This is a genomic window from Vibrio sp. R-1, from assembly GCF_035615595.1.
GTDB lineage: Bacteria > Pseudomonadota > Gammaproteobacteria > Enterobacterales > Vibrionaceae > Vibrio > Vibrio cholerae.
This window is the reverse complement of sequence record NZ_WPDC01000002.1, coordinates 72415-92868: the sequence shown is the minus strand read 5'-3', so window position 1 is coordinate 92868 and position 20454 is coordinate 72415. Positions and strand designations below refer to the sequence as shown.

The 20454-nt window shown below is 47.5% G+C and carries 16 protein-coding genes; 9 read left to right on the top strand and 7 right to left on the bottom strand.

Features of this window, described 5'->3' with window-relative positions:
- Positions 1 to 74 precede the first annotated feature (74 nt).
- Complete coding sequence (gene malT / locus GOU96_RS00915; RefSeq protein WP_033931852.1) at positions 75 to 2783, top strand: HTH-type transcriptional regulator MalT; 2709 nt, start codon at positions 75 to 77, stop codon at positions 2781 to 2783.
- A 65-nt stretch (positions 2784 to 2848) separates the two neighbouring features.
- Here the strand turns inward: malT and GOU96_RS00910 are convergent, their stop codons facing one another.
- Positions 2849 to 3205, bottom strand: coding sequence for a YibL family ribosome-associated protein (locus GOU96_RS00910; protein WP_001050212.1), 357 nt, complete (start codon positions 3203 to 3205; stop codon positions 2849 to 2851).
- A 279-nt stretch (positions 3206 to 3484) separates the two neighbouring features.
- On the opposite strand from GOU96_RS00910, the gene GOU96_RS00905 reads away from it, so the two are divergent.
- Complete coding sequence (locus tag GOU96_RS00905; RefSeq protein ID WP_174500043.1) at positions 3485 to 5146, top strand: methyl-accepting chemotaxis protein; 1662 nt, start codon at positions 3485 to 3487, stop codon at positions 5144 to 5146.
- A 103-nt stretch (positions 5147 to 5249) separates the two neighbouring features.
- Here the strand turns inward: GOU96_RS00905 and GOU96_RS00900 are convergent, their stop codons facing one another.
- The 4 genes from GOU96_RS00900 to GOU96_RS00885 all read right to left on the bottom strand — a co-directional run bounded on the left by GOU96_RS00900 (position 5250) and on the right by GOU96_RS00885 (position 7616).
- Positions 5250 to 6197, bottom strand: a complete 948-nt coding sequence (locus tag GOU96_RS00900; protein ID WP_001886547.1) for an NAD(P)-dependent oxidoreductase — start codon at positions 6195 to 6197, stop codon at positions 5250 to 5252.
- Between the two features lie 42 nt (positions 6198 to 6239).
- Positions 6240 to 6959, bottom strand: a complete 720-nt coding sequence (locus GOU96_RS00895; protein WP_000533705.1) for a YebC/PmpR family DNA-binding transcriptional regulator — start codon at positions 6957 to 6959, stop codon at positions 6240 to 6242.
- 87 nt (positions 6960 to 7046) lie between these two features.
- Positions 7047 to 7256, bottom strand: coding sequence for a DUF3283 family protein (locus GOU96_RS00890; RefSeq protein WP_000009502.1), 210 nt, complete (start codon positions 7254 to 7256; stop codon positions 7047 to 7049).
- Positions 7257 to 7418: 162 nt separating this feature from the next.
- On the bottom strand, positions 7419 to 7616 hold the full coding sequence (locus GOU96_RS00885) for a PA3496 family putative envelope integrity protein (protein ID WP_000026548.1): 198 nt from the start codon (positions 7614 to 7616) through the stop codon (positions 7419 to 7421).
- 362 nt (positions 7617 to 7978) lie between these two features.
- Between GOU96_RS00885 and GOU96_RS00880 the strand changes: the two genes are divergently transcribed.
- The gene (locus tag GOU96_RS00880; protein WP_002052122.1) at positions 7979 to 8440 is read left to right on the top strand and encodes a hypothetical protein; all 462 of its coding nucleotides are present in this window, start codon (positions 7979 to 7981) and stop codon (positions 8438 to 8440) included.
- A 219-nt stretch (positions 8441 to 8659) separates the two neighbouring features.
- Here GOU96_RS00880 and GOU96_RS00875 read toward each other — a convergent pair whose 3' ends face one another.
- Complete coding sequence (locus tag GOU96_RS00875; RefSeq protein WP_000093512.1) at positions 8660 to 10636, bottom strand: replication initiator protein RctB domain-containing protein; 1977 nt, start codon at positions 10634 to 10636, stop codon at positions 8660 to 8662.
- A gap of 1233 nt (positions 10637 to 11869) precedes the next feature.
- Here GOU96_RS00875 and GOU96_RS00870 point away from each other — a divergent pair.
- Positions 11870 to 13087: an AAA family ATPase gene (locus GOU96_RS00870; RefSeq protein WP_000817997.1), complete on the top strand. Its 1218-nt coding sequence runs from the start codon at positions 11870 to 11872 to the stop codon at positions 13085 to 13087.
- A 7-nt stretch (positions 13088 to 13094) separates the two neighbouring features.
- Positions 13095 to 14066: a ParB/RepB/Spo0J family partition protein gene (locus GOU96_RS00865; RefSeq protein WP_000985780.1), complete on the top strand. Its 972-nt coding sequence runs from the start codon at positions 13095 to 13097 to the stop codon at positions 14064 to 14066.
- Positions 14067 to 14125: 59 nt separating this feature from the next.
- On the opposite strand, the gene GOU96_RS00860 is transcribed toward GOU96_RS00865, so the two are convergent.
- Entirely contained in the window at positions 14126 to 15157 is a 1032-nt protein-coding gene (locus GOU96_RS00860) for an ABC transporter substrate-binding protein (RefSeq protein WP_000846694.1), read from the bottom strand.
- 220 nt (positions 15158 to 15377) lie between these two features.
- Between GOU96_RS00860 and GOU96_RS00855 the strand changes: the two genes are divergently transcribed.
- The 4 genes from GOU96_RS00855 to GOU96_RS00840 all read left to right on the top strand — a co-directional run bounded on the left by GOU96_RS00855 (position 15378) and on the right by GOU96_RS00840 (position 20447).
- Positions 15378 to 17411, top strand: a complete 2034-nt coding sequence (locus GOU96_RS00855) for a GNAT family N-acetyltransferase (protein ID WP_267780919.1) — start codon at positions 15378 to 15380, stop codon at positions 17409 to 17411.
- 173 nt (positions 17412 to 17584) lie between these two features.
- On the top strand, positions 17585 to 18187 hold the full coding sequence (locus GOU96_RS00850) for a thermostable hemolysin (protein ID WP_000803565.1): 603 nt from the start codon (positions 17585 to 17587) through the stop codon (positions 18185 to 18187).
- 10 nt (positions 18188 to 18197) lie between these two features.
- Positions 18198 to 19721: an AMP-dependent synthetase/ligase gene (locus GOU96_RS00845; protein ID WP_134987399.1), complete on the top strand. Its 1524-nt coding sequence runs from the start codon at positions 18198 to 18200 to the stop codon at positions 19719 to 19721.
- A 42-nt stretch (positions 19722 to 19763) separates the two neighbouring features.
- Entirely contained in the window at positions 19764 to 20447 is a 684-nt protein-coding gene (locus GOU96_RS00840; RefSeq protein WP_000145529.1) for a TenA family transcriptional regulator, read from the top strand.
- Positions 20448 to 20454 lie beyond the last annotated feature (7 nt).

Genomic DNA, 20454 nt, shown 5'->3' with positions numbered 1-20454 from the left:
CCCCTTAGGCTTGGAACTTGCGTTTCAAGTTAAAAGAGCATGAGGCTCTGACTGGAATAGACGAGAGAAAGAAGATGTGGATCCCTTCGAAACTGACTCGCCCGGGACGTTTGCATAACGCCATCGTCCGCCCCCGTGTGCTGGATTTATTGCAGCACGCCACCTGTTATAAATTGGTGCTGTTTCGTTCCCCCGCCGGCTATGGCAAAACCACCATGGCCGCGCAGTGGCTTGCCGACAAGCCTAATCTGGGGTGGTACAGCATTGATGATAGCGATAACGATCCGTTCCGCTTTATGAACTATCTGCTGCAAGCGATTAATAAAGCAACCCATAACGCCTGCCCCAATGCGCAAAAATTGGCAGAGAAGCGTCAGTTTTCGTCATTGCATTCGCTGTTTAGTGAAGTGTTTGCCGAGATGGCCGACTACCACGGCGAATGTTATGTGGTGCTGGACGATTACCACCTGATCCATGATGAAACCATTCACGAAGCGATGCGCTTTTTCTTAAAGCACATGCCCGATAACTTAACCTTGGTGGTCACCAGCCGTTCAACTCCACCTTTGGGTACGGCTAACCTGCGCGTGCGTGATTTAATGATTGAGATCGGCAATGAGCTTTTGGCTTTTGATACCGAAGAGACGACCCGCTTTTTCAACCAACGCGTTTCCGATGGGATTGATGCGCTGACGGCGAATCACCTACGCGATTATGTGGAAGGTTGGCCTTCTGCGATGCAGCTCATCGCTCTCCAAGCGCAGCATCAGCACCGCACGCTCGCTCAAACCATCGAATCAGTTTCGCACTTTAACCATGCGCATCTTTGGGATTATCTGGTCGAAGAAGTGTTTGATCTGCTCGACGATGAAACCCGCTATTTCTTGATGCAGTGTTCGGTACTCGATCATTTTGACGATGCATTAGTCAGCAGCTTAACAGGGCGCGATGATGCACTGGCAATGATTGAGTCACTTAACCGCTTCGGGCTATTTATCTCACCGCTGGAAGGGGAAACTAACTGGTATCGCTTCCACAATCTGTTTGCTGAATTTTTAGCGCACCAACGTCAAGCGCGCATTCCGCAGCAAGAGCAAGATTTGCAACGCGCCGCCGCCAAAGCGTGGTTAGAAGCCGCGGCACCTCATCAAGCACTGCGTCATGCTCATTTAGCACAAGACACTGAGCTGCTGGCGAGCATTTTGAGCCAATATGGTTGGAAAATGTTTAACCAAGGCGAACTCGAAGTGTTGGAAGCGGCGATCAATCAACTCTCGCCGACCCAACTGTACCGCGAGCCTAAATTGTGCATGTTGCAAGCTTGGCTGGCGCAGAGCCAGCATAGATACAATGATGTCGGCGCACTGCTTGCCAAAGCGGCGAAAGAGATGAAAGCGCTCAACGTTGAACTCTCCACCAAAGAGCAAGGCGAATTTAACGCGCTGCGTGCCCAAGTCGCGATTAACCAAAACGAACCAGAAAAAGCGCTGGAACTGGCTGAACTCGCGTTAAGCCAGTTGGATCACACGACCTATCGCAGCCGCATTGTCGCGACCTCTGTCGTCGGTGAAGTGAACCACGTATTAGGTCATCTCAGCCGTGCGCTCTCCATGATGCAGCAGACCGAGAAACTGGCACGCCAATATCAGGTGTATCACCAAGCTTTATGGGCACTACTGCAACAGAGCGAAATTCTACTGGCGCAAGGGTATGTGCAAGCGGCTTACGAAGTTCAGGATAACGCGTTTAAGTTGATTGAAGAGCAGCAACTGCATCAAGTACCGCTGCATGAATTTTTGCTGCGGATTCGCGCGCAAATTTTATGGTGCTGGAACCGCTTAGATGAAGCCGAACAAGCCGCTTATAAGGGGCTGAGCGTGCTAGAAAACCATTCGCAAAGTAAGCACCTGCACTGTTATTCGATGCTGGCTAGAATTGCGATTGGCCGAGGTGAGCTGGATAAAGCCGGACGCTTTATTGAACAGATACAGCATCTACTCAAACAATCGACTTACCATGTGGATTGGACGGCGAATGCTTCGCTCTCTTTGCTGCTGTACTGGCAAGTCAAAGAAAACAGCACCGAGATCCGTCAGTGGCTACAGTCCAGCACTCGACCAGATAAAGCGTGCAACCACTTCTCCCAATTGCAGTGGCGTAATATCGCGCGCGCGCAGATCCAACTCGGTCAACTCAGCGAAGCACGCCATACCTTGAACTTTATTCAAGAGCAGGCGCAAAAATATCAACTCGTCACCGACACCAATCGCAATTTGATTGTGGAAGCGCTGCTGGCCATTACTGAAGGAGATGATCTGCACGCCTGCGACAAGCTCAAACAAGCACTGCGCCTCACCAACCAAACTGGCATGATTGGTAATTTCTTAATTGATGGCAGCAAGATTGGTTATCTGCTTGAAAAGCTGGTGCAAAGAGGTGAGCTAGGGGATTTGGAACGCCATCGTGCCCACCTGCTGCTCAAGGAGATCTCCACCACTCAGCGCAGCCGATCCATTCATTTTGATGAAGAGTTTGTCGAAAAGCTGGTGAATCACCCCAACATTCCAGAGTTAGTGCGCACTAGCCCACTCACGCAGCGTGAATGGCAAGTGCTTGGGCTCATCTACTCCGGTTTCAGTAATGAGCAGATTGCCCATGAGTTGGATGTGGCAGGTACCACCATCAAAACCCACATTCGTAATCTGTATCAGAAGCTCAATATCGCCAACCGTAAAGAAGCGGTCCAAACGGCCGAGCAGCTATTGCAGCTGATGGGCTACTAAATTGACCTGACAAACGCAAAAGAGCCAGCAAACGCTGGCTCTTTTCATCGCTATGCTTTGCCTAATTAGAAAGGCTTAGGCGCAAACCCAGTCATCACTTCGACACGCAATGCTTTGCCGATTTTGGTGGTCGGATGCACGATCACTAACCCTTTCACCGACTTTTTCAGCTTACCTAAATCCGCTTGCTCAAGCTTAGTCAGCTCACGAGAGAAAGGCATATCAGCAATGGTTTTACGCATTTTATTGAGATCGTAATCTTGCTTGCCTTTCACGCTATTCAAACGCTTAGTCAAGGCTTCTAATTCATCGGTAAACTTGCTGACCATCTCTGAATCGGCACGACTTTTTGCGGCATCCAACTTACGGCGGCAAGTATCGATGCGATTGTTGAGTTGTTGAATATCGGTTTTAAGGTTCATGATGGTCGCTCTATCGAACTGAAAGGGCGCAGAGTATAGCACGCTCTCTTTGCTTATACTCAAACATCTTCCGTCACTCACTACACAATATCCCTTTTTGGACTAGGATTATTAATAAAGTTCTCATATACCCAAACGACTTGGAGTTGCAGATAGGTGGCAAGCAAGTTGATCCCCATGAGCATAAGCAGACGATGTGATTGGGGTAAACGGACGTAGCCAACACCGCTACCGCTTCAAAGAGGAAGGGGACAACAACTAACGAAGTGAGCCACGACTATGAGCCTGACGATTCGACAACGCCTGTACATCCTTTCTTTGGTGCCTTTACTCACCATAGCATTAAGTATGATGTACGTTACCTTCAATGCAACCAGCAAACTTAGCCAGGAGCAGATGCGCAATACCCGTGAAGCCATGATGGAAATGAAGCAAACTGAGCTGAAATCCTATTTGCAAATCGCGGATACCGCGCTGAACGCTTTAAAATCACGCCAAGCACCTCTAGAAGAAGCATTAGCTATCCTTCGCGAGATCGAATTCGCCAATAGTGGCTATCTATTTGGTTATGATTCAAAAGGTACTCGCCTGTTATTAGGTAAAGCGACAAATGGCTTAGGCGATAACTTTATGAACATGCAAGACACCCAAGGCAACTATCTGATTCAAGATTTGCTGAAAAACGCCAAATTAAACCAATTCACAACCTATTATTTCCCCAAACCCGGCGAACAGACGCCCTTACCTAAACTGAGTTATTCGGTCTATCTCCCGCAGTGGGATCTCACTATAGGGACCGGTTTTTACACTGACGATGTCGATGCTGAAATTGCAGAGATGGAAGCGCGCGCAGAAGAGCAGCTCGAACAAGGACTATATACACTGGCTGGCATTACGCTGCTTATTGTCATTCTGGTTAGCGTGATGGCAATAATGATTAACCGAAGCATCATGCGCCCACTGGAGCTGTTTGATAATTCCATTAGTTCATTTGCCAGTGGCGATGCGGATTTAACCGCACGCATGGAAAAATTCAGTGTTCCTGAATTTCATAAATTGAGCCACAACTTCAACCGTTTTGTAGAGAGCTTGCAAAACATCATTAAACGGGTCAATCAAGTTGGGCAGCAAGTGGTTGAAGAGACCAATGCTATGAGCCAACGGGCGACTCAAGTTGACCATTTAGCGTCGAATCAAAGAGAAGAGACCGAACAAGTGGCCACTGCGATGACCGAGATGACAACGACCGCTCAAGAGATCTCTAACAACGCGAATAATGCCGCCCAGTCAGCCAAAGATGCTGAAGATAACGCGACCGACGTTCATAACATCGTTAACGCTGCGGCTCGCTCAGTCCAAGCTTTGGCCGAAGAAGTGGCCGATGCCAGCAGCGTCATTGCCAAACTTGAAGGCGATGTCAATAACATCACTAGCTCATTGGCCGTGATCCAAGATATTGCCGAACAGACTAACCTCCTCGCCCTCAACGCGGCAATTGAAGCCGCGCGTGCCGGAGAGCAAGGCCGCGGTTTTGCCGTGGTCGCCGATGAAGTCCGCAAGCTTGCTAGCCGTACCCAAGAAAGTACTCAGCAAATTCACACAATGATCCAACAGTTGAAAGCGGGCTCAGACGCAGCCGTAAAAGCCATGGAATCGAGCCAACAGCGCAGTATTACTACCGTGCGTGAAGCCAACGCGGCGGCCGAAGCGCTCCAAAAAATCCAAGCGTCAATTGGCACTATTATGGATATGAACGCCTTAATCGCGACAGCGACTGAAGAGCAGAGCATTGTCGGACAAGAGATCTCACAGCGTATTGTGGTAATTTCTGACCAAAGTAGCGAATCGGCGGATTTAGCGAACCAGAACCGTCAAGGTAGCCAGACATTAAATGGACGAGCTCACGAACTGTATGAGCTGGTGGCGCGCTTTAAAGTGTGAGTTGTTTACAGTGTAAATTGAACCGCTATACCACGAACTGCACCAAGGTCACTGATGACCCAAAGCGCCTCTTACACTGAGGCGCTTTTTGTGGTCAGCATGGCTATTTCTTAGCAGCTTCTTTTACCGCTTGAATCAGTACGGAAGTATCCATACGACCTAACCCCTGCGCAGAAAGGCGCTGGTAAGCGGTCATCGTGTTTTCTGTCATCGGTAATCTCAGGCCTAACTGCGCGGCTTCATCTAGGCAAAAACCCAAATCTTTGATCATCCAATCAATCGCAAAGCCAAAATCAAACTTCTCTTGGCTCATGGTGAGCGCGCGATTTTCCATCTGCCAAGAGCCAGCCGCCCCATTTTTCAAACACGCCACCAGATTCGGGATATCCAAACCGGCTTGCTCTGCCAACATCAGTCCTTCAGAGAGACCATTCAGCACACCGGCAATACAGATCTGATTGACCATCTTAGCGCGCTGGCCCTGCCCTGCCGCCCCCATCAAAACCGAAGATCGCCCGTAAGCGGCAAAGATAGGTTGCATCTTGGCAAAGAGTGCTTCGTCGCCACCACACATAATGGTCAAGACGCCATTTTCAGCGCCAGCCTGACCACCAGAAACAGGAGCATCCATAAAATGCAAACCCGCTTGCTGCGCCGCTGCCGACAATTCTTCAGCCAATAGTGCAGAGGTCGTGGTGTGATCGATCAATACTGCGCCCGGTTTCATCGCGGGAATAGCGCCAGTAGCTGCCGTGGTCATGCTGCGTACATCATCGTCATTACCTACGCAAGTGAGCACCACATCGGCGTTCTTGACACATTCTGCTACCGTTTCAGCATACTGCCCGCCAAACTGTTTCGCCCACGCCACCGCTTTCGCCTGAGTACGATTAAAAACCGTGACGTCAAAACCGGCTTTTTGTAGATGTCCCGCCATGGGATACCCCATCACGCCTAATCCAATAAAGCTGACTCTCATCTTGTTCTCCTTATGATTTTTGTTTTTATACCCAAACGACTTGGCGCTGAAGGTAGGACGCTGATATCCCAAAATGAAAAAGCCGAGCTTTCGCTCGGCTTTTTCAGATAACGATTATTCGATATCCGCGTTGTGGTAAACCTGCTGCACATCGTCGCAGTCATCCAGCATATCGAGGAACTTCTGGAATTTCTCTGCGTCTTCACCGCTTACAACAGTGCGGTTTTGTGGAACGAAAGTGATCTCTTCCACATCCAGAGTCAGATCTGGGAATGCTTCGTTCAGAGCAGTTTTCACTTTGAAGAATTCGGTGTTAGGTGCAAATACAGTGATCACACCATCTTCATGCTCGATGTCTGTCACTTCCGCGTCAGCCATCATCAGCGCTTCAAGAATCGCTTCTTCATCATCGCCTTGGAATTGGAAAACCGCTTGGTGATCAAACATGTGCGCAACCACACCTGGAGTACCAATTTTTGCGCCCGTTTTGACGAAGCATTGGCGCACGTCTTGGTAGGTACGGTTACCGTTGTCCGTTAGACAGTCAACGATCACGCTCGCGCCACCAGGGCCAAAACCTTCGTAACGTGCTGGTTGGTAATCTTCACCTGCACCACCGCTGGCTTTATCCAGTGCTTTTTCGATAACGTGTGCGGGTACTTGGTCTTTTTTCGCTTTCGTGATCAGATGACGCAGCGATAAGTTCATATCAGGGTCAGTACCGCCGTTTTTCGCACAAACGTAAATCTCTTTACCGTATTTTGAGTAAACCTTAATCTTTGCGCCTTGAGTTTTCGCCATTGAGGCTTTGCGCACTTCAAAACTTCTTCCCATTGGGATGTTCTCTCTAATTCAATGTGTTGCGACGGATTTTAGCAGAAGGCTTGCTGTTTGCAATTTGCCACCTGCTGAGCATAGACGCTACGCAACGCCCATCACTCTTTTGTACTTCTCTATCGACTGTTGAAACCACTGTTTTTCGCTTTCAGAAGCAATCTTGGCCATCTGCTTAGTGATCTCTTCCGGTCCCGCTTTTGCTTGCTTAAGTCGCCAAACAAGGTAAGAAGCTTGTTTATCAAGTTCTACTCTGTTTTTTTCTGCCGCAGTCAGTAATGCAAGGTTGAAAGACATTAGTAAGCCCACAGTCAATAAAATCGTGGGGCGAAATATAACATAGGAATGCGGAAAATTAAGAGTCAAAATGTTGCTTTGGGTGCTTCAAATCAACTAAAGCAATAAAAATAAGTAAGGGTGACCTAAGTCACCCTTCATCGATATCTCTGATACCAAAGGCTAGTGCAACAAACCCAGCTCTTTAGCTTCCTCGATAGTCAGGCCGCTTTCGCGTATCTCACGTAGCGTTTCAATACGGCGTCGAGCTTCCGCTGACTTCAAGTTCTTTGTTGGTCGCTGGGATTCAATTTCTTCAATTGAATCCCACTTGTTGGCAATGTTCGTCATGTCATCATGGTCAATAGAATTAATGGACATAGATACCTCCGAAAAACCATGCTAGGAACAGCTAATCTGTAGCAAAGGCACTGTGCTTTGTTAAGTAGATTTAATCCATATTGTGATTATGGCAATACTTCAGAAATCCTATCAATAAAACTATAGATATTCTTTTTGCTAATACCCAAACTCACCGCTAAATTAGCGCGTTATTTCGCAGTACAACGCCTCTCTTCTCGATCATTTTATTGATCTTCCCCTTTTCCTATCAAGAGTATATGGCAAACATTGCCTTCGTGAACCACACTACAGGAATGAAAGCGTGGCATCCGCCATATGGTTTGCTTCAGATCGTTGATCTTATGGGATCAACTCTTTTTTTGATGATCGAGACTTACGGTATGAATGAACTACAGCACTGGTTACACACCATTCATCACTGGTATCAACATAACGATTGTGCTGCCGTCGCTGAATTACAACCTTTGATTTTTGGCGCACCGCAAGCACTCTGGCAGCCTGAGCTCAATTCCACTCAAAGCAAAGCGATTGCCTGCTGGCTTGATGCCTGTTTGCGTCAATTTGAGTTTTATCGCGAGACGGATACCGAGAAGGCCTTGCAATATCTCAATTTGGCTTACGGTCGATTCCAGCTCTGCGCCGCTCAACCTGAGTGTGACTTGGAGTTGAAATCTTGGTGCTTGCTACGGATGCAACAGCTGATGGTGCTGAGTCTTGAACATCTCAACCATCAAGTGGGTGGAGAATCTCAATCTCACGCATTGATCGATGCGCATGTACGTTTTATGGCGTTTCATGCTTGGAACGATGATCAAGGAACTCGAGATCCGATGCGTGGATAGTCGGGATCGAAAGCACTGAGTCGGGATTTTGCCAAATCGTAGGCAAAAAAAGAGCGAGCTATTTAAACTCGCTTAAAACATATGAGCCAATCTACAATTCATCAGATAGGACAAAAGGTTGTCTATTCGTGAAGCAGTGTATCGGTGGTTATTCGGTTCAATGTCAGACTGTTGTCAGGTTTAAGTCACAAAACCAACGCCCAGCCTAATCCGTTTTGGTTAGGCTCCCGCGGCCATCTCATCTAAGGCTCGATACACCGTCTCGTCAATGTGCCCATCTTGAACCAATTTACAGACTTTACGGCGTACCGCTAAACCTGCGATCAATTTTTCGATCGACAGATGTTTACTCTCATTTTGGCTGTTGTAGAGCTCAAGCAGCTTGCTCAAGGTCGGGTATTGGATCACATCGTTTTCAACACGCAGCCAATCTAGCTTGTCTATGAGCTCTACACACTCTTCTTTGATTGATGAAGGGGCATGTCCAGTCATAGCCGCTAAAGCCGTTATACTGCGTTCTAGCGCTTCTGGAGAGGTATAACGCGATAGAGTAATGGTGATTTCATCAGCATTGATTTCGACCAGATGTTTACGTAGCTTCACGCGTCGACCTAAGCGGCCTCTCGGCGAAGGAGCTTTGCGCTGGATTGGTTCAAATTCACCATCGATGATGCTCGATAACTCAGCCAGTTTCTGCTTGGAAACCAGCTCGTTACGTAAAGGGTTAGGCAAGGTTGGAGCCATATTGCGTTTACCCGCGTTGGTGGTTTTGGCTCGTGAATAGCGCAGTACCTCTTCCACATCACATTTGATATCGACTTGGTAATCCACCACTTTGCCTTTCTCTCCGATACTTTTCACCGTCAAGTGGTAACCCCAGAGATTGACCACAAACAGATCTTCACTCCCCTTCCCTTCGGAGAGACGACGAAGTTCGCGGATCAGATCCATAGAAAACCGTCGCCATTCGATGTTTCTGGCCAATTTTTGGTTGAGTTCACTCAGCATCATTACATCGGTATGGCGACGAGACATTCGACTACGGAAATAGGAGTAGAGCTGAAATACCAAGGTATGTTGTTTCAAGATCTCCGGTGGAAACAGGAAGAAATAATCTCGCGTCAATAACTCTTCAAAAAACGAAGGCTCCCAAACCAAAATGTACAGATTGGGTTTGATGCGGATCTCGCCATCACTGCCTTCCACAGGTGCCTCTTCGGAAGCGGTGATGGTGCGCGCTAAAAAGCGAAAACGATCGCTTTTAAAGCCTTCAGGCATATTCTCACTGAGCCAACGACCCGTCAGTTCATGCAACTGAAAATCGGTAAATTCAATACGATCAATACTGTCACGGATCGAGTCACGTGCAGGGCCGCTGTCTTTTTTGCCACGTAAAGAGAGAATGTCGGTGATATACAGCGGCGTTTTGTTTGGTGCTTGTTTAGCATTGAAATGGTAATCATCTTGGTGATGATCATGGTACTGCACTGTTAAAGTGAATAAGGCAAACAAAGTCATCAGATCGTCGACCGTCATGATGTTTTTAGACGATCGTGTTTCAATCACAGCACGAGTACCCGATATCGAAACCATAGACTTTTGGTAGCTCTTGCGGGTTCTGGGTGGCGCTAACGCTTGATCAATGATCCCTGCCCAGTTAGTCGGTGAGACCACAAACTGATCCGCCTCATCTTTCATGGCTGGCGGTGTATTTAAACCATGCTCATGCAGTAAACGTTGATTGACTTGCGTCTGCGCTAATGCTTTTGAGCGCTTTTGCTTTTCATTTTGTTTAACCGATTCAGTGACTAAGCTGGTTGAGCCGAGTACCGAGATCAATTGGTTGGGGTTAATGAAACGATGGAGCATGGTTTTGCCAGCCAGCCCCTCTTCAAAACGCACTGGGATTTGTTTGAACAATCCAACAGCTACCGCTGCTCTCAACCGCTGCTGGATGGCTGCACGCGTCAGCTGCCCATCGGTTGCATCAATCAGTTCTGTGGTTGAAACTAAGCCATCTTTACTGCGTAATCCACGCAGTGAGATCAGATTCAAAAGTTCAACAATGCTTTTCGTGACACCTTTAAAGTGTTGATACTGTTCAATCCAGTCAATCGCGGCTTCAGAGACTTCAAAAAGATGACCATCTTTGTGAGTTCTTGGCAATTTGATCAATCGTTTTTCTTCTGAGCTCATGGTTAGATCCGTATCACACTTACCGTAATATCACTATAGTTCCAAGAGAATAAAGAAAAAGAGATCATAAATAAAGAAAAATTTGTTGTTTTTAAATAACTGATCTTTCTGATTTAAATGATTAAATATGATTAGAGTGATCTAATGATCTGTGACGATTTTTAGTTCTAATTTATTGTAATTAAAAGAGATTATTTTTAGCCATTCAGAAGCATGATCATGTATTGATGGAAACCATGATCAATACAAGATCGAAAGCATGATCATTTGTTCCTCTAAGCATGATCATCAGTCAACAGAATCAATGATCAACGTAAGCTTCTAAGCATGATCAAGGTGCTCACACAGTTTATCCACAACCTGAGTGGATGACATCAAAATAGGTCGTTGTATCTCCTTCCTCTCGTACTCTCATGACCACGGAAAGATGATCAAGAGAGGATGATTTCTTGACCATATCGCAATGAATACTTGTGACTTGTGCTTCCAATTGACATCTTAAGCGCCATATTGCGCTGGCTAAGGTGACGGAGCGGGATTACGAAAGCATGATCATGGCAGTTGTTCTGCTTATCTTGTTTTGATTGAGACTTGTTAGGATAGGCGGTTTTTCATCACTGACTAGCCAAAGCCTTACTCTGCCTGACATCGACCGTAAATTGATAATGAATTTACATGCTTCCGCGACGATTTGCCTCTTGATCATCGATCCGATTGAAGATCTTCAATTGTTAATTATCTTGCCTCGACTGATAGCCATTATGAGCTCTTGATCATGTTTCCTTAACCCCCTATTTTTTACGGAAGAATGATCAAGCTGCTGTTCTTGATCATCGTTTCGGTGATACCTATTCTCTGGAGGAAAGATAGGCATTTTCTCATCTTGCTTGAATCCTGCGCATCATTTCAATCAGAATGGCATTCACCGTAACTTAGTGGCTCGGTTTAATCGTTCCGCTTACTGCTCGCTTTTATTTATTCATCATCACTTCAAAACGTGGCTTTACATTGTAAATAAGTGACACTGTAATATTTAAAATGTTTTCTTCTTATCGAAGAATGTGTGGGTTATTTAAACGCGGTTTTATACCTAACTTTGTTTATTTGGTATCAATTTTCTGTTAATACTCCAATATGTGTGATTTTGATTCATTGTTTTTTGTTCACCTTTTTGTTGTTTTAAATAAACTATGCTGTACAATCTGTTTAAAGCCCTAATAACGGAAATTGGCAATGAAAAGAGAACAAACGATAGAGAATCTCTACCAGCTTGCACAACTTACCCAACAAGTGCAGGCCGATCGAATTGAGATTGTATTAGAGGAGCGCCGTGATGAGCATTTTCCTCCAATGTCTAAAGCCCTTATGGAAACTCGTTCAGGCTTAACACGTCGCAAGCTTGATGAAGCTATCGCTAAGATGGAAGAAGCGGGACATCAATTTACCAAAAATAACGCGAATCACTACTCTATCTCTCTTTCCGAAGCGCATATGTTGATGGATGCCGCTGGCGTGCCTAAATTCCATGAGCGCAAAAAAAATAATGAGAATAAACCGTGGATCATCAACGTGCAGAACCAAAAGGGTGGTACGGGGAAATCAATGACCGCGGTACACCTTGCCGCTTGTTTAGCGCTCAATTTGGATAAGCGTTACCGCATCTGCTTGATTGACTTAGACCCACAAGGTTCATTGCGCCTATTCTTGAATCCACAAATCAGTCTGGCTGAGCATACGAATATCTATTCCGCGGTTGATATCATGCTGGATAATGTGCCAGATGGGGTGCAAGTGGACACTGAGTTTTTGCGCAAAAACGTGATGTTGCCAACTCAATATCCGAATTTGAAAACCATTTCTGCGTTTCCTGAAGATGCGATGTTTAACGCAGAGGCGTGGCAATATCTCTCACAAAATCAATCATTAGATATTGTTCGCTTACTCAAAGAGAAGCTGATCGATAAAATTGCCAGCGATTTTGACATCATCATGATTGATACTGGTCCACACGTTGATCCACTGGTATGGAACGCGATGTATGCCTCGAATGCCTTACTGATCCCTTGTGCGGCGAAGCGACTGGACTGGGCTTCCACGGTCAATTTCTTCCAACATTTGCCCACGGTGTACGAGATGTTCCCTGAAGATTGGAAAGGGCTCGAATTTGTACGCCTGATGCCAACCATGTTTGAGGATGACAACAAGAAGCAGGTGTCGGTACTGACCGAAATGAATTATTTGTTGGGCGATCAAGTCATGATGGCCACGATCCCACGCAGCCGTGCGTTTGAAACCTGTGCGGATACTTACAGTACCGTCTTTGATTTGACCGTTAACGATTTCGAGGGCGGTAAAAAAACCTTGGCGACCGCTCAGGATGCGGTACAAAAAAGTGCTTTAGAGCTAGAGCGCGTACTTCATTCACATTGGTCTTCACTGAATCAGGGGTAAGTAACTTATGGCAATTAAAACTTCTGAACTGAACGCAAAGCTGTTTGGAAAGGCGGATAAGCGCCGTGCAACGACGCCTGCAGAAGCGCAATCTGCGGTGAAAGCACAAGCGCAGATGATTGAGTTGGCTGTAGCGGGTGAAGAGGTAGTGACCTTTGAACTGATGCGAATTCCGGCTGATGAAGTCGCGGAAAAAACTGTGGTGTTTGCTCAAAATGCCCGTGAACAGGCGTTTTTAACCGAACATGCCTTGGCTGATGTTCTGACCACATTGCGTGAGCGTGGACAGCAATACCCAGCCGTTGGCCGTAAAACCGCAGATGGCAAAATCGAAGTGCTCGATGGTAGCCGTCGTCGCATGTCTTGTATCTTGGCGGGCAAAGAGTTTTTGGTGTATGTGGCTGAAAATATCAATGCTGAGCACGCTAAGTTTTTGTCTGATGTCGCGAATGCGCATAAACCTCTTTCTCTGTATGAGAAAGGTAAAGAGATGCAAGCCAAGCTCGATAGTGGTGAAGCGGAAGACCAAAAAGCGCTTGCCAAAATGTTCCAGTGCAGCGAGGCATTGGTCAGTGGTGCCTTAAAAGCCGCCGCTTTACCGCTAGAGCTTTTGCAGGCGTATCCGAGTGTTGTCGAGCTGGGCCGCCCTACTATCGTTAAATTACATAAACAGTTTAACGAGCTGAATGAGGCTCAGCGTGAGCAATTATTAGCGAAATGCCATCAAGAAAATGGTTTTGTGTGGCAGCAATCTCAAGCTCAAGGGGTGGCGCGTATTACCAAAGAAGTCACGGAAACTATCGAAAGCTGGATTCAAGATGTGTTACCTCCTAAGCGCACCGAAACACCGAAGGTGGAGCTCATCAAAGGCCGCGCCAGCTATGCTCGTAAAGGCAATAATTTGGTGCTGAATTTGAAGAAAATTGATGATGAGCTGATGCAAGATATTCTTGATTTTGTGCAGCGTAAGCTAAACTGAGTCGACTCAAATAACAAAGCCCGCTGATGCGGGCTTTATGCGTTTTAGGGGGCTTAGCCTTATTGGTTTCTTAGGCGCTGCCAGTACTTTTCATAAATCGCCAGCGTTTCTGGGCCGACATCGTTGATGAACTCGCCTTTTTTCATATCTTCATCCGATGGGAAGATAGTCGGGTTATCACGTAGTTCTGCCGGTAGCAGCGCTCGACCGCCTTTGGTGGCAGAGGCATAACCTAAGCTTTGTACAATCTCAGCTTGGTTTTCTGGTTGGTACATAAAGTTAATAAACTTGTGCGCCAACGGAATGTTCTTGCTGCCTGAAGGAATGGTGAAGTTATCCATCCACAGTACCGCGCCTTCTTCTGGCATAACGAATTTCAGCTCAGGCATTTCCACTTGGCCTTGGTAGGCGTTGCCGTTCCACTGCATACCCAGTGTGGCTTCGCCAGAAACGTAAGGCACGTGTGGCGCATCTGAGTTATACAGCAATACGTTTTTCTTCAGTGCCACCAGAGATTCGTACGCTTTCTTGATTTCCTCTTCATTTTTGGTGTTGATGCTAAAGCCGTTAAGCTTTAGAGCCATACCAAACACGTCGCGGATATCGTCAATCAGCATGACTTGCTGTTCGTATTGCTTATCCCACAGATCTGCCCATTTTGTGATGCCGTTAGGCAGGGTAGACGAGTTGTAGTACAGACCCGTAATCCCCCAAATGTAAGGGAGTGAGAATTTGTTTTGAGGATCGTGCGCCAGTCCTAATACGGTTGGCATTGCATCTTTCATGTTCGGGATTTGGTTATGATCGATTTCTGCCAGTAGCCCTTCACGGCCCATCTTTTCGATAAAATAAGCGGACGCAAACACGACATCGTAACCAGTGCCTTTCAGAAGTTTGAGTTTGGTATACATTGACTCATTATTCTCAAAGGTTGAATAGTTAATAGTAACGCCTTCTTGTTGTTCAAAAGCTTTCAGCGACTTCTCTGGCAGATAGCCACCCCACGCATACACGTTTAGGGTTTGCTCTGCATAAACCTGAGAAGAGGCAACGACTGCAGAAAGTACCAATCCTTTAATGAAAGTTTTCATTGCATTTTGATTCCTTTTTAGCCCAGCCCAATGCCGGGGTTCGAGTGCATAATTAGTGAATTTTTTGCTGTGATAAAGCAAATATAATTTGTCGTTAAGAAAAAATATTTTAGCCTTCTGTTAACAAATGTTTCCTCCTTCTTACGATGCCTTTCAAGGCGTTACAGCGATCGGTTGGGCTTGTGCTAACATGGCGCATCATTTTTGAATATCGCTCGTTATGACTCAGCCAATCACCTATTTATTGCAACTTCAGCAGCTCGCCAAGCAAGGACAGACTCGCTTTGGCTGTTGGCTGCGTGGTGATGCACAGTGGCAGCATCACTTATTGAAAACACTTGTTCCGCACTTTGCCAAACAACCGATATTGATGTTAGGACAAACTGAGCTAGAGGGTGTGACTTGTGTCGACTATCGCCAAGGTCAGCAATGGTTAGGGCGAGAATGCCAACTCCTGATCGTAGATTTAACGCAAGGTTGGGATGCCAATAGCTTTAATGCGGTGCTGGGTACCTTGGTGGGCGGTGGATTACTGTTGGTGGTTGGCGAACCGACTACGCTCAACCATTGTGCACGAGTCTGGCTAGAGCGCGCTTGTCATCGCTTGCTTGTGATTACGCCACAAACGGTGCCGGCTTTACCCCATTCGGCTTCGGTTACGCGAACGAATACCGGACAAACTTATACCGAACAAAGATTGGCGATCGACAGCATCATTAAAGTCGTGACTGGGCATCGCAAGCGTCCTTTAGTGCTGACTGCCGATCGCGGGCGTGGAAAAACCAGCGCACTGGGATTGGCGGCCGCAGAGCTGATGTCATCGCGCTCTATGCATATTGTGGTGACTGCGCCTACTTTGGCTGCCGTGGAGCCGCTGTTTGTGCATGCCCAGCGCACATTACCGCAAGCCCATCGCCAGCGCGGTGAGGTGCAAACGGCACAGTCAAGCTTACGTTTTATGGCTCCGGATGAGCTACTGCGCACTCAACCTGAGTGTGATTTATTGTTGGTTGATGAAGCCGCTGCGCTGCCGTTGCCATTTTTAAAACGTTGGGTGGAGCGCTATCACCGCGTGGTATTTTCTTCGACCATTCATGGTTACGAAGGGTGTGGGCGTGGTTTTTCTCTAAAATTTCAGAGTTGGTTGCAAGTACAGCGCCCACAGATGCGCTCACTGCATCTTGAGCAGCCGATCCGCTGGGCGGCGGGAGATGCGCTGGAACAGTGGCAAAATCAGGTATTTCTTCTACAAAGTGAGTTGCCTGAAGTTGCCCTAGAGCAGGCGAGAGAACCGCTGTCTTTTTCTTTATTCAGTCAGCCTGAGTGTGTGGAGCAACCTGAGCGATTAGCACAAGTGTTTGCACTTTTGGTCAATGCGCATTATCAAACCTCGCCCAACGATCTCTTTGCTTTACTGCAAGATGAAGCGATGACGTTGTTCGTCGCTTATCAAGGAGAGGTGTGCGTCGGTTGCGTTTTGGCGGTCCGTGAAGGGGAGTTAGACGCGCCGACGATTGAGGCGATTCAACTGGGAACGCGGCGTCCGAAAGGGCATTTAACCCCTGTGACTTTGGCGAATCAATTAGGAATTAGCCAAGCGGCGCGCCAATCTTGCTGGCGAATATTACGCATTGCCGTCCATCCCGACTGCCAACGCCAAGGTATGGGTAGCCAATTGTTGACCCATTTTATTGCGCAGCATCACGCGGATTATTACGCCACCAGCTTCGGGGTGAGTGAAGATTTGTTGCCATTTTGGCTAGCTAACCACTTCGTACCAATAAAACTCGGTTCGCATCGAGATCAGGCGAGTGGTTGTTACTCTCTGTTGATGGTGCGCGGAGAGCATCTCGATTGGTTGGAGCAAGCCAAACAGCAGTTTAGTGCACATTGGATTTTTGAACTCAGTGATTCTCTGCAAGCGTTGGAGCCACAAATCATCCAACAGCTTTTACCTAGCACTGTCGCCTTGCCTCAACCTCAGATCCCTTTGGATTTGATCGAGCGTTACGCGCGAGGTGGAGCAAATTACGAAAGCGTGGCGGTGTGGCTTTATGCTTGGCTACTGGCAACGGCTCCATCACTAGAGAGCCCATCCCCTTTGTTGATCAGTAAAATTCTGCAGCGTAAAAGTTGGGCGGCCTGTGCCGAGCAGTTTCAGTTAAGTGGGAAGCGGCAAGTCGAGCAAGCGGTGCGAACGGAAATCTTGGCTTTGCTAGCGAATTTACAGTGTAAATATACTCTTCCTACTTGAAGCTGCAGCGGGGCTGGCTAGGTGTGTTTGCCTCAAGCATCGAACTTGTCTCTGCTCATCAGGATGAATGTACTGGCTGGCGAGCTGACACTTTAAGTCGTTTCGGTATATTAAGGGATTCTTAAGTTAGGTGGATTACTTTTGACTTACAGAGTAAGCAAAGGGAAACACCAATGAAACCTCTACCTTGTCTAGCCGATTTGACACTGGAAGTCATTACACCCACGCATCCACGTTGGAATGAGGCGATCAAACTGGTTGATGAGCGCTATCAACAAGCGTTTGATGCCCACCTCACCGCTTATATGCCAGCTTATTTAGCGCTACTTGATAAACAGGTCATGAAGTCTGTTTGTGGATACCGGATTGCAGAGCAAGAGCCGCTGTTTCTTGAACAATATCTCGATGAGCCTGCCGATCGTCTTCTTGCACAACGTTTTGCATGTCCGATACCTCGTGGCAAGTTGATTGAATTTGGCCATCTTGCTTCTTTTGGTCGCGGGCTTTCAGCGTTTCACTTTCGTTTGATGGCACAGCAGTTGGTCGCCATGGGGTTTGAGTGGTGCATTTTTACTGCAACCGATCCTCTGCATGCCCTGATGCGTCGTTTTGGCCTGCAACCCACCTTGATTGCCCAAGCTTCTCCAGCTCGTATTCCCAATGCTTCTCAAATCTGGGGAACTTACTATCAGCACCGTCCGCGTATTTTGGCGGGCAATTTAGTGCATGGTTGCACCCATCTCAATCAATTACACCTTAATCAAAAGCAAGCGTGAGTAGTCAAAGATGAATCGAATTCTCGCTGCGCTGCAGCAGCATGCCTTGCACCAACCGCAGAAAATGGCTTTTGTTGGCCATAACGCTCAGCAAGAGAGGATAGCTCTCAATTATTCTCAACTGTTAGAGCGAGTCGAGCTGATCGCCAATCAGCTGCAGCGGTTATCCGCAAACTGCATCGCATTACGTGCACAAAACAGTGTCGACTGGGTTGCGCTCGATTTAGCCGCGATGTGGTCACACATCGTTATAGTTCCTGTCCCGACCTTTTTTACATCAGAACAAGTCGCTCATTTACTGAATGAGGCGAATGTTGAACTCTGTGTTGGTGATTGGCCTGAGTTGGGTTCGCCTTCACTGACAGTCGGTGGCTTTGACGCTTGGCACTATCAGGGCAATAAACCGAGGAATAGACCCAATCGCGTTTTGGCGGGTACACAAAAAATCACGTTCACCTCTGGCTCAACAGGCACTCCGAAAGGGGTTTGTTTGAGTGAAGAAAATCTAGAGCGCGTTACGCTGGCCATCGCAGAGCAGATGAGCGCGCAAGTTGAGCAGCATTTGGTGATGTTGCCGCTCGCCACGCTGCTGGAAAATATCACAGGAATTTACGTGCCTTTATTGCTCGGGGTGACTTCAAGCGTACTGTTTGGTGAATCGGTAGGGCTGTCTGGCTCTAGTCAATTTTCTCCCACTCAGTTTGCCAACGTATTGAGCGTTTATCAGCCATCCAGTTTGGTTCTTACCCCAGCGTTATTGATGGCGCTGATTCAGGTGGTGAAACAGGCTCCCGAGTTGGCGAAGTCGCTGCAATGGGTGGCGGTAGGGGGCGCGCGCGTTGCGGCTGAACTTATCCATAGCGCACGAGCCCTGGGCATTCCTGCTTATGAAGGCTATGGACTTTCTGAATGCGCTTCGGTGGTTAGCATGAATACGCCGCAACATGACCAGCCCGGTAGTTGCGGCAAGCCGCTGAGCCATCTACAAATCCAATTGGCTGAAGATGGTGAGTTGTGGGTTCGTGGCAATAGTGCGCTGGGTTATATCGGCGAGCCATTGACCGACGAATGGCTTGCCACAGGTGATCTGGCGACACTCGATGAGCAGGGGTTTCTTTGTATCGTAGGGCGCAAAAAAAATCTCATCATTACTCCCTTTGGGCGCAACATCGCACCGGAATGGATTGAGTCTCACGCGCAAGTTTGGTTACCGCAATGTCGTTTCGTGGTGGTCGGCGATGATGAGGTGGGGTTAGTGGCGGTGATTGATCGCCTAATGCCCGATCTAGAGCAACGTGTGCAACAAATAAATCATCAGTTACCCGACTACGCACAGATCCAACAACTGCTTTTCGTCAATCAACCGAGCGCATGGCAGGCTTGGTTGACAGCCAATGGCCGACCCAAGCGAGCGTTGATTGAGAACGCGCAGCACACTTTTCGTCGAGTGCGTAATGCGCCCGACCTCAATTGGCAATACCTGTATCCCCTTCCGGCAAGAAGCGGTAGCGGTATTGGCGACATTTCACGGTAAGTCGTTCGGGCCTCTTTGAGGCTCACGATGAGGAGAACTCTCATGACAGGATTTTTTCAACGTTTACAAAAAGAGACGCAAGCGGCTCAGCAACAGATGTTACAAGCTCCAGTATTTGCAGCTTGTGCTCGCGGCGAGATCACGCTTGACATGTACTTAAGCTTTTTGACCCAAGCCTACCATCACGTCAAACATACCGTACCACTGTTAATGGCGTGTGGGGGACGATTGAGTGATCGTTATGAGTGGGTGCGTATTGCCATTGCCGACTATATCGATGAGGAAAAAGGTCACCAAGAATGGATCCTCAATGATATTCGAGTTTGTGGTGGTGATGCTCAAGCGGTGCGAAATAACCAAGGGGTGGGTCAAGTCAGTACACCGATTGAATTGATGGTCGCTTATCTCTACCACCAGATTGATCGAGCCAATCCGCTCGCGTTGTTTGGTATGGTCTGGGTGCTCGAAGGGACGAGTGTGGGCGTGGGCGGCAACATAGCGCGCTTGGTCAAACAGCAGCTCAATTTACCTGCTAAAGCCATGAGCTATCTCACCTCACACAGTGAACTGGATCAAGACCACATTCGCTTCTTCGAATCCTTAATGGACAAAATTACCGCGGAAGAGGATCAGCAAGCGATTATCCACTCGGCGAATCAGGTGTTTTATCTGTATGGGCAGATGTTGCGTGAATTACTGCCCCAGACCCAGCAACAGGCAGCTTAGGAAGCGT

What these genes read in the sequence shown, in the direction of transcription:
- GOU96_RS00840 (WP_000145529.1), top strand. Translation starts at nt 19,764, where the DNA reads ATGACAGGATTTTTTCAACGTTTACAAAAAGAGACGCAAGCGGCTCAG.
- GOU96_RS00905 (WP_174500043.1), top strand. Translation starts at nt 3,485, where the DNA reads ATGAGCCTGACGATTCGACAACGCCTGTACATCCTTTCTTTGGTGCCT.
- GOU96_RS00910 (WP_001050212.1), bottom strand. Translation starts at nt 3,205, where the DNA reads ATGAACCTTAAAACCGATATTCAACAACTCAACAATCGCATCGATACT.
- malT (WP_033931852.1), top strand. Translation starts at nt 75, where the DNA reads ATGTGGATCCCTTCGAAACTGACTCGCCCGGGACGTTTGCATAACGCC.
- GOU96_RS00885 (WP_000026548.1), bottom strand. Translation starts at nt 7,616, where the DNA reads ATGTCCATTAATTCTATTGACCATGATGACATGACGAACATTGCCAAC.
- GOU96_RS00890 (WP_000009502.1), bottom strand. Translation starts at nt 7,256, where the DNA reads ATGTCTTTCAACCTTGCATTACTGACTGCGGCAGAAAAAAACAGAGTA.
- GOU96_RS00865 (WP_000985780.1), top strand. Translation starts at nt 13,095, where the DNA reads ATGGCAATTAAAACTTCTGAACTGAACGCAAAGCTGTTTGGAAAGGCG.
- GOU96_RS00845 (WP_134987399.1), top strand. Translation starts at nt 18,198, where the DNA reads ATGAATCGAATTCTCGCTGCGCTGCAGCAGCATGCCTTGCACCAACCG.
- GOU96_RS00860 (WP_000846694.1), bottom strand. Translation starts at nt 15,157, where the DNA reads ATGAAAACTTTCATTAAAGGATTGGTACTTTCTGCAGTCGTTGCCTCT.
- GOU96_RS00880 (WP_002052122.1), top strand. Translation starts at nt 7,979, where the DNA reads ATGAATGAACTACAGCACTGGTTACACACCATTCATCACTGGTATCAA.
- GOU96_RS00850 (WP_000803565.1), top strand. Translation starts at nt 17,585, where the DNA reads ATGAAACCTCTACCTTGTCTAGCCGATTTGACACTGGAAGTCATTACA.
- GOU96_RS00895 (WP_000533705.1), bottom strand. Translation starts at nt 6,959, where the DNA reads ATGGGAAGAAGTTTTGAAGTGCGCAAAGCCTCAATGGCGAAAACTCAA.
- GOU96_RS00875 (WP_000093512.1), bottom strand. Translation starts at nt 10,636, where the DNA reads ATGAGCTCAGAAGAAAAACGATTGATCAAATTGCCAAGAACTCACAAA.
- GOU96_RS00870 (WP_000817997.1), top strand. Translation starts at nt 11,870, where the DNA reads ATGAAAAGAGAACAAACGATAGAGAATCTCTACCAGCTTGCACAACTT.
- GOU96_RS00855 (WP_267780919.1), top strand. Translation starts at nt 15,378, where the DNA reads ATGACTCAGCCAATCACCTATTTATTGCAACTTCAGCAGCTCGCCAAG.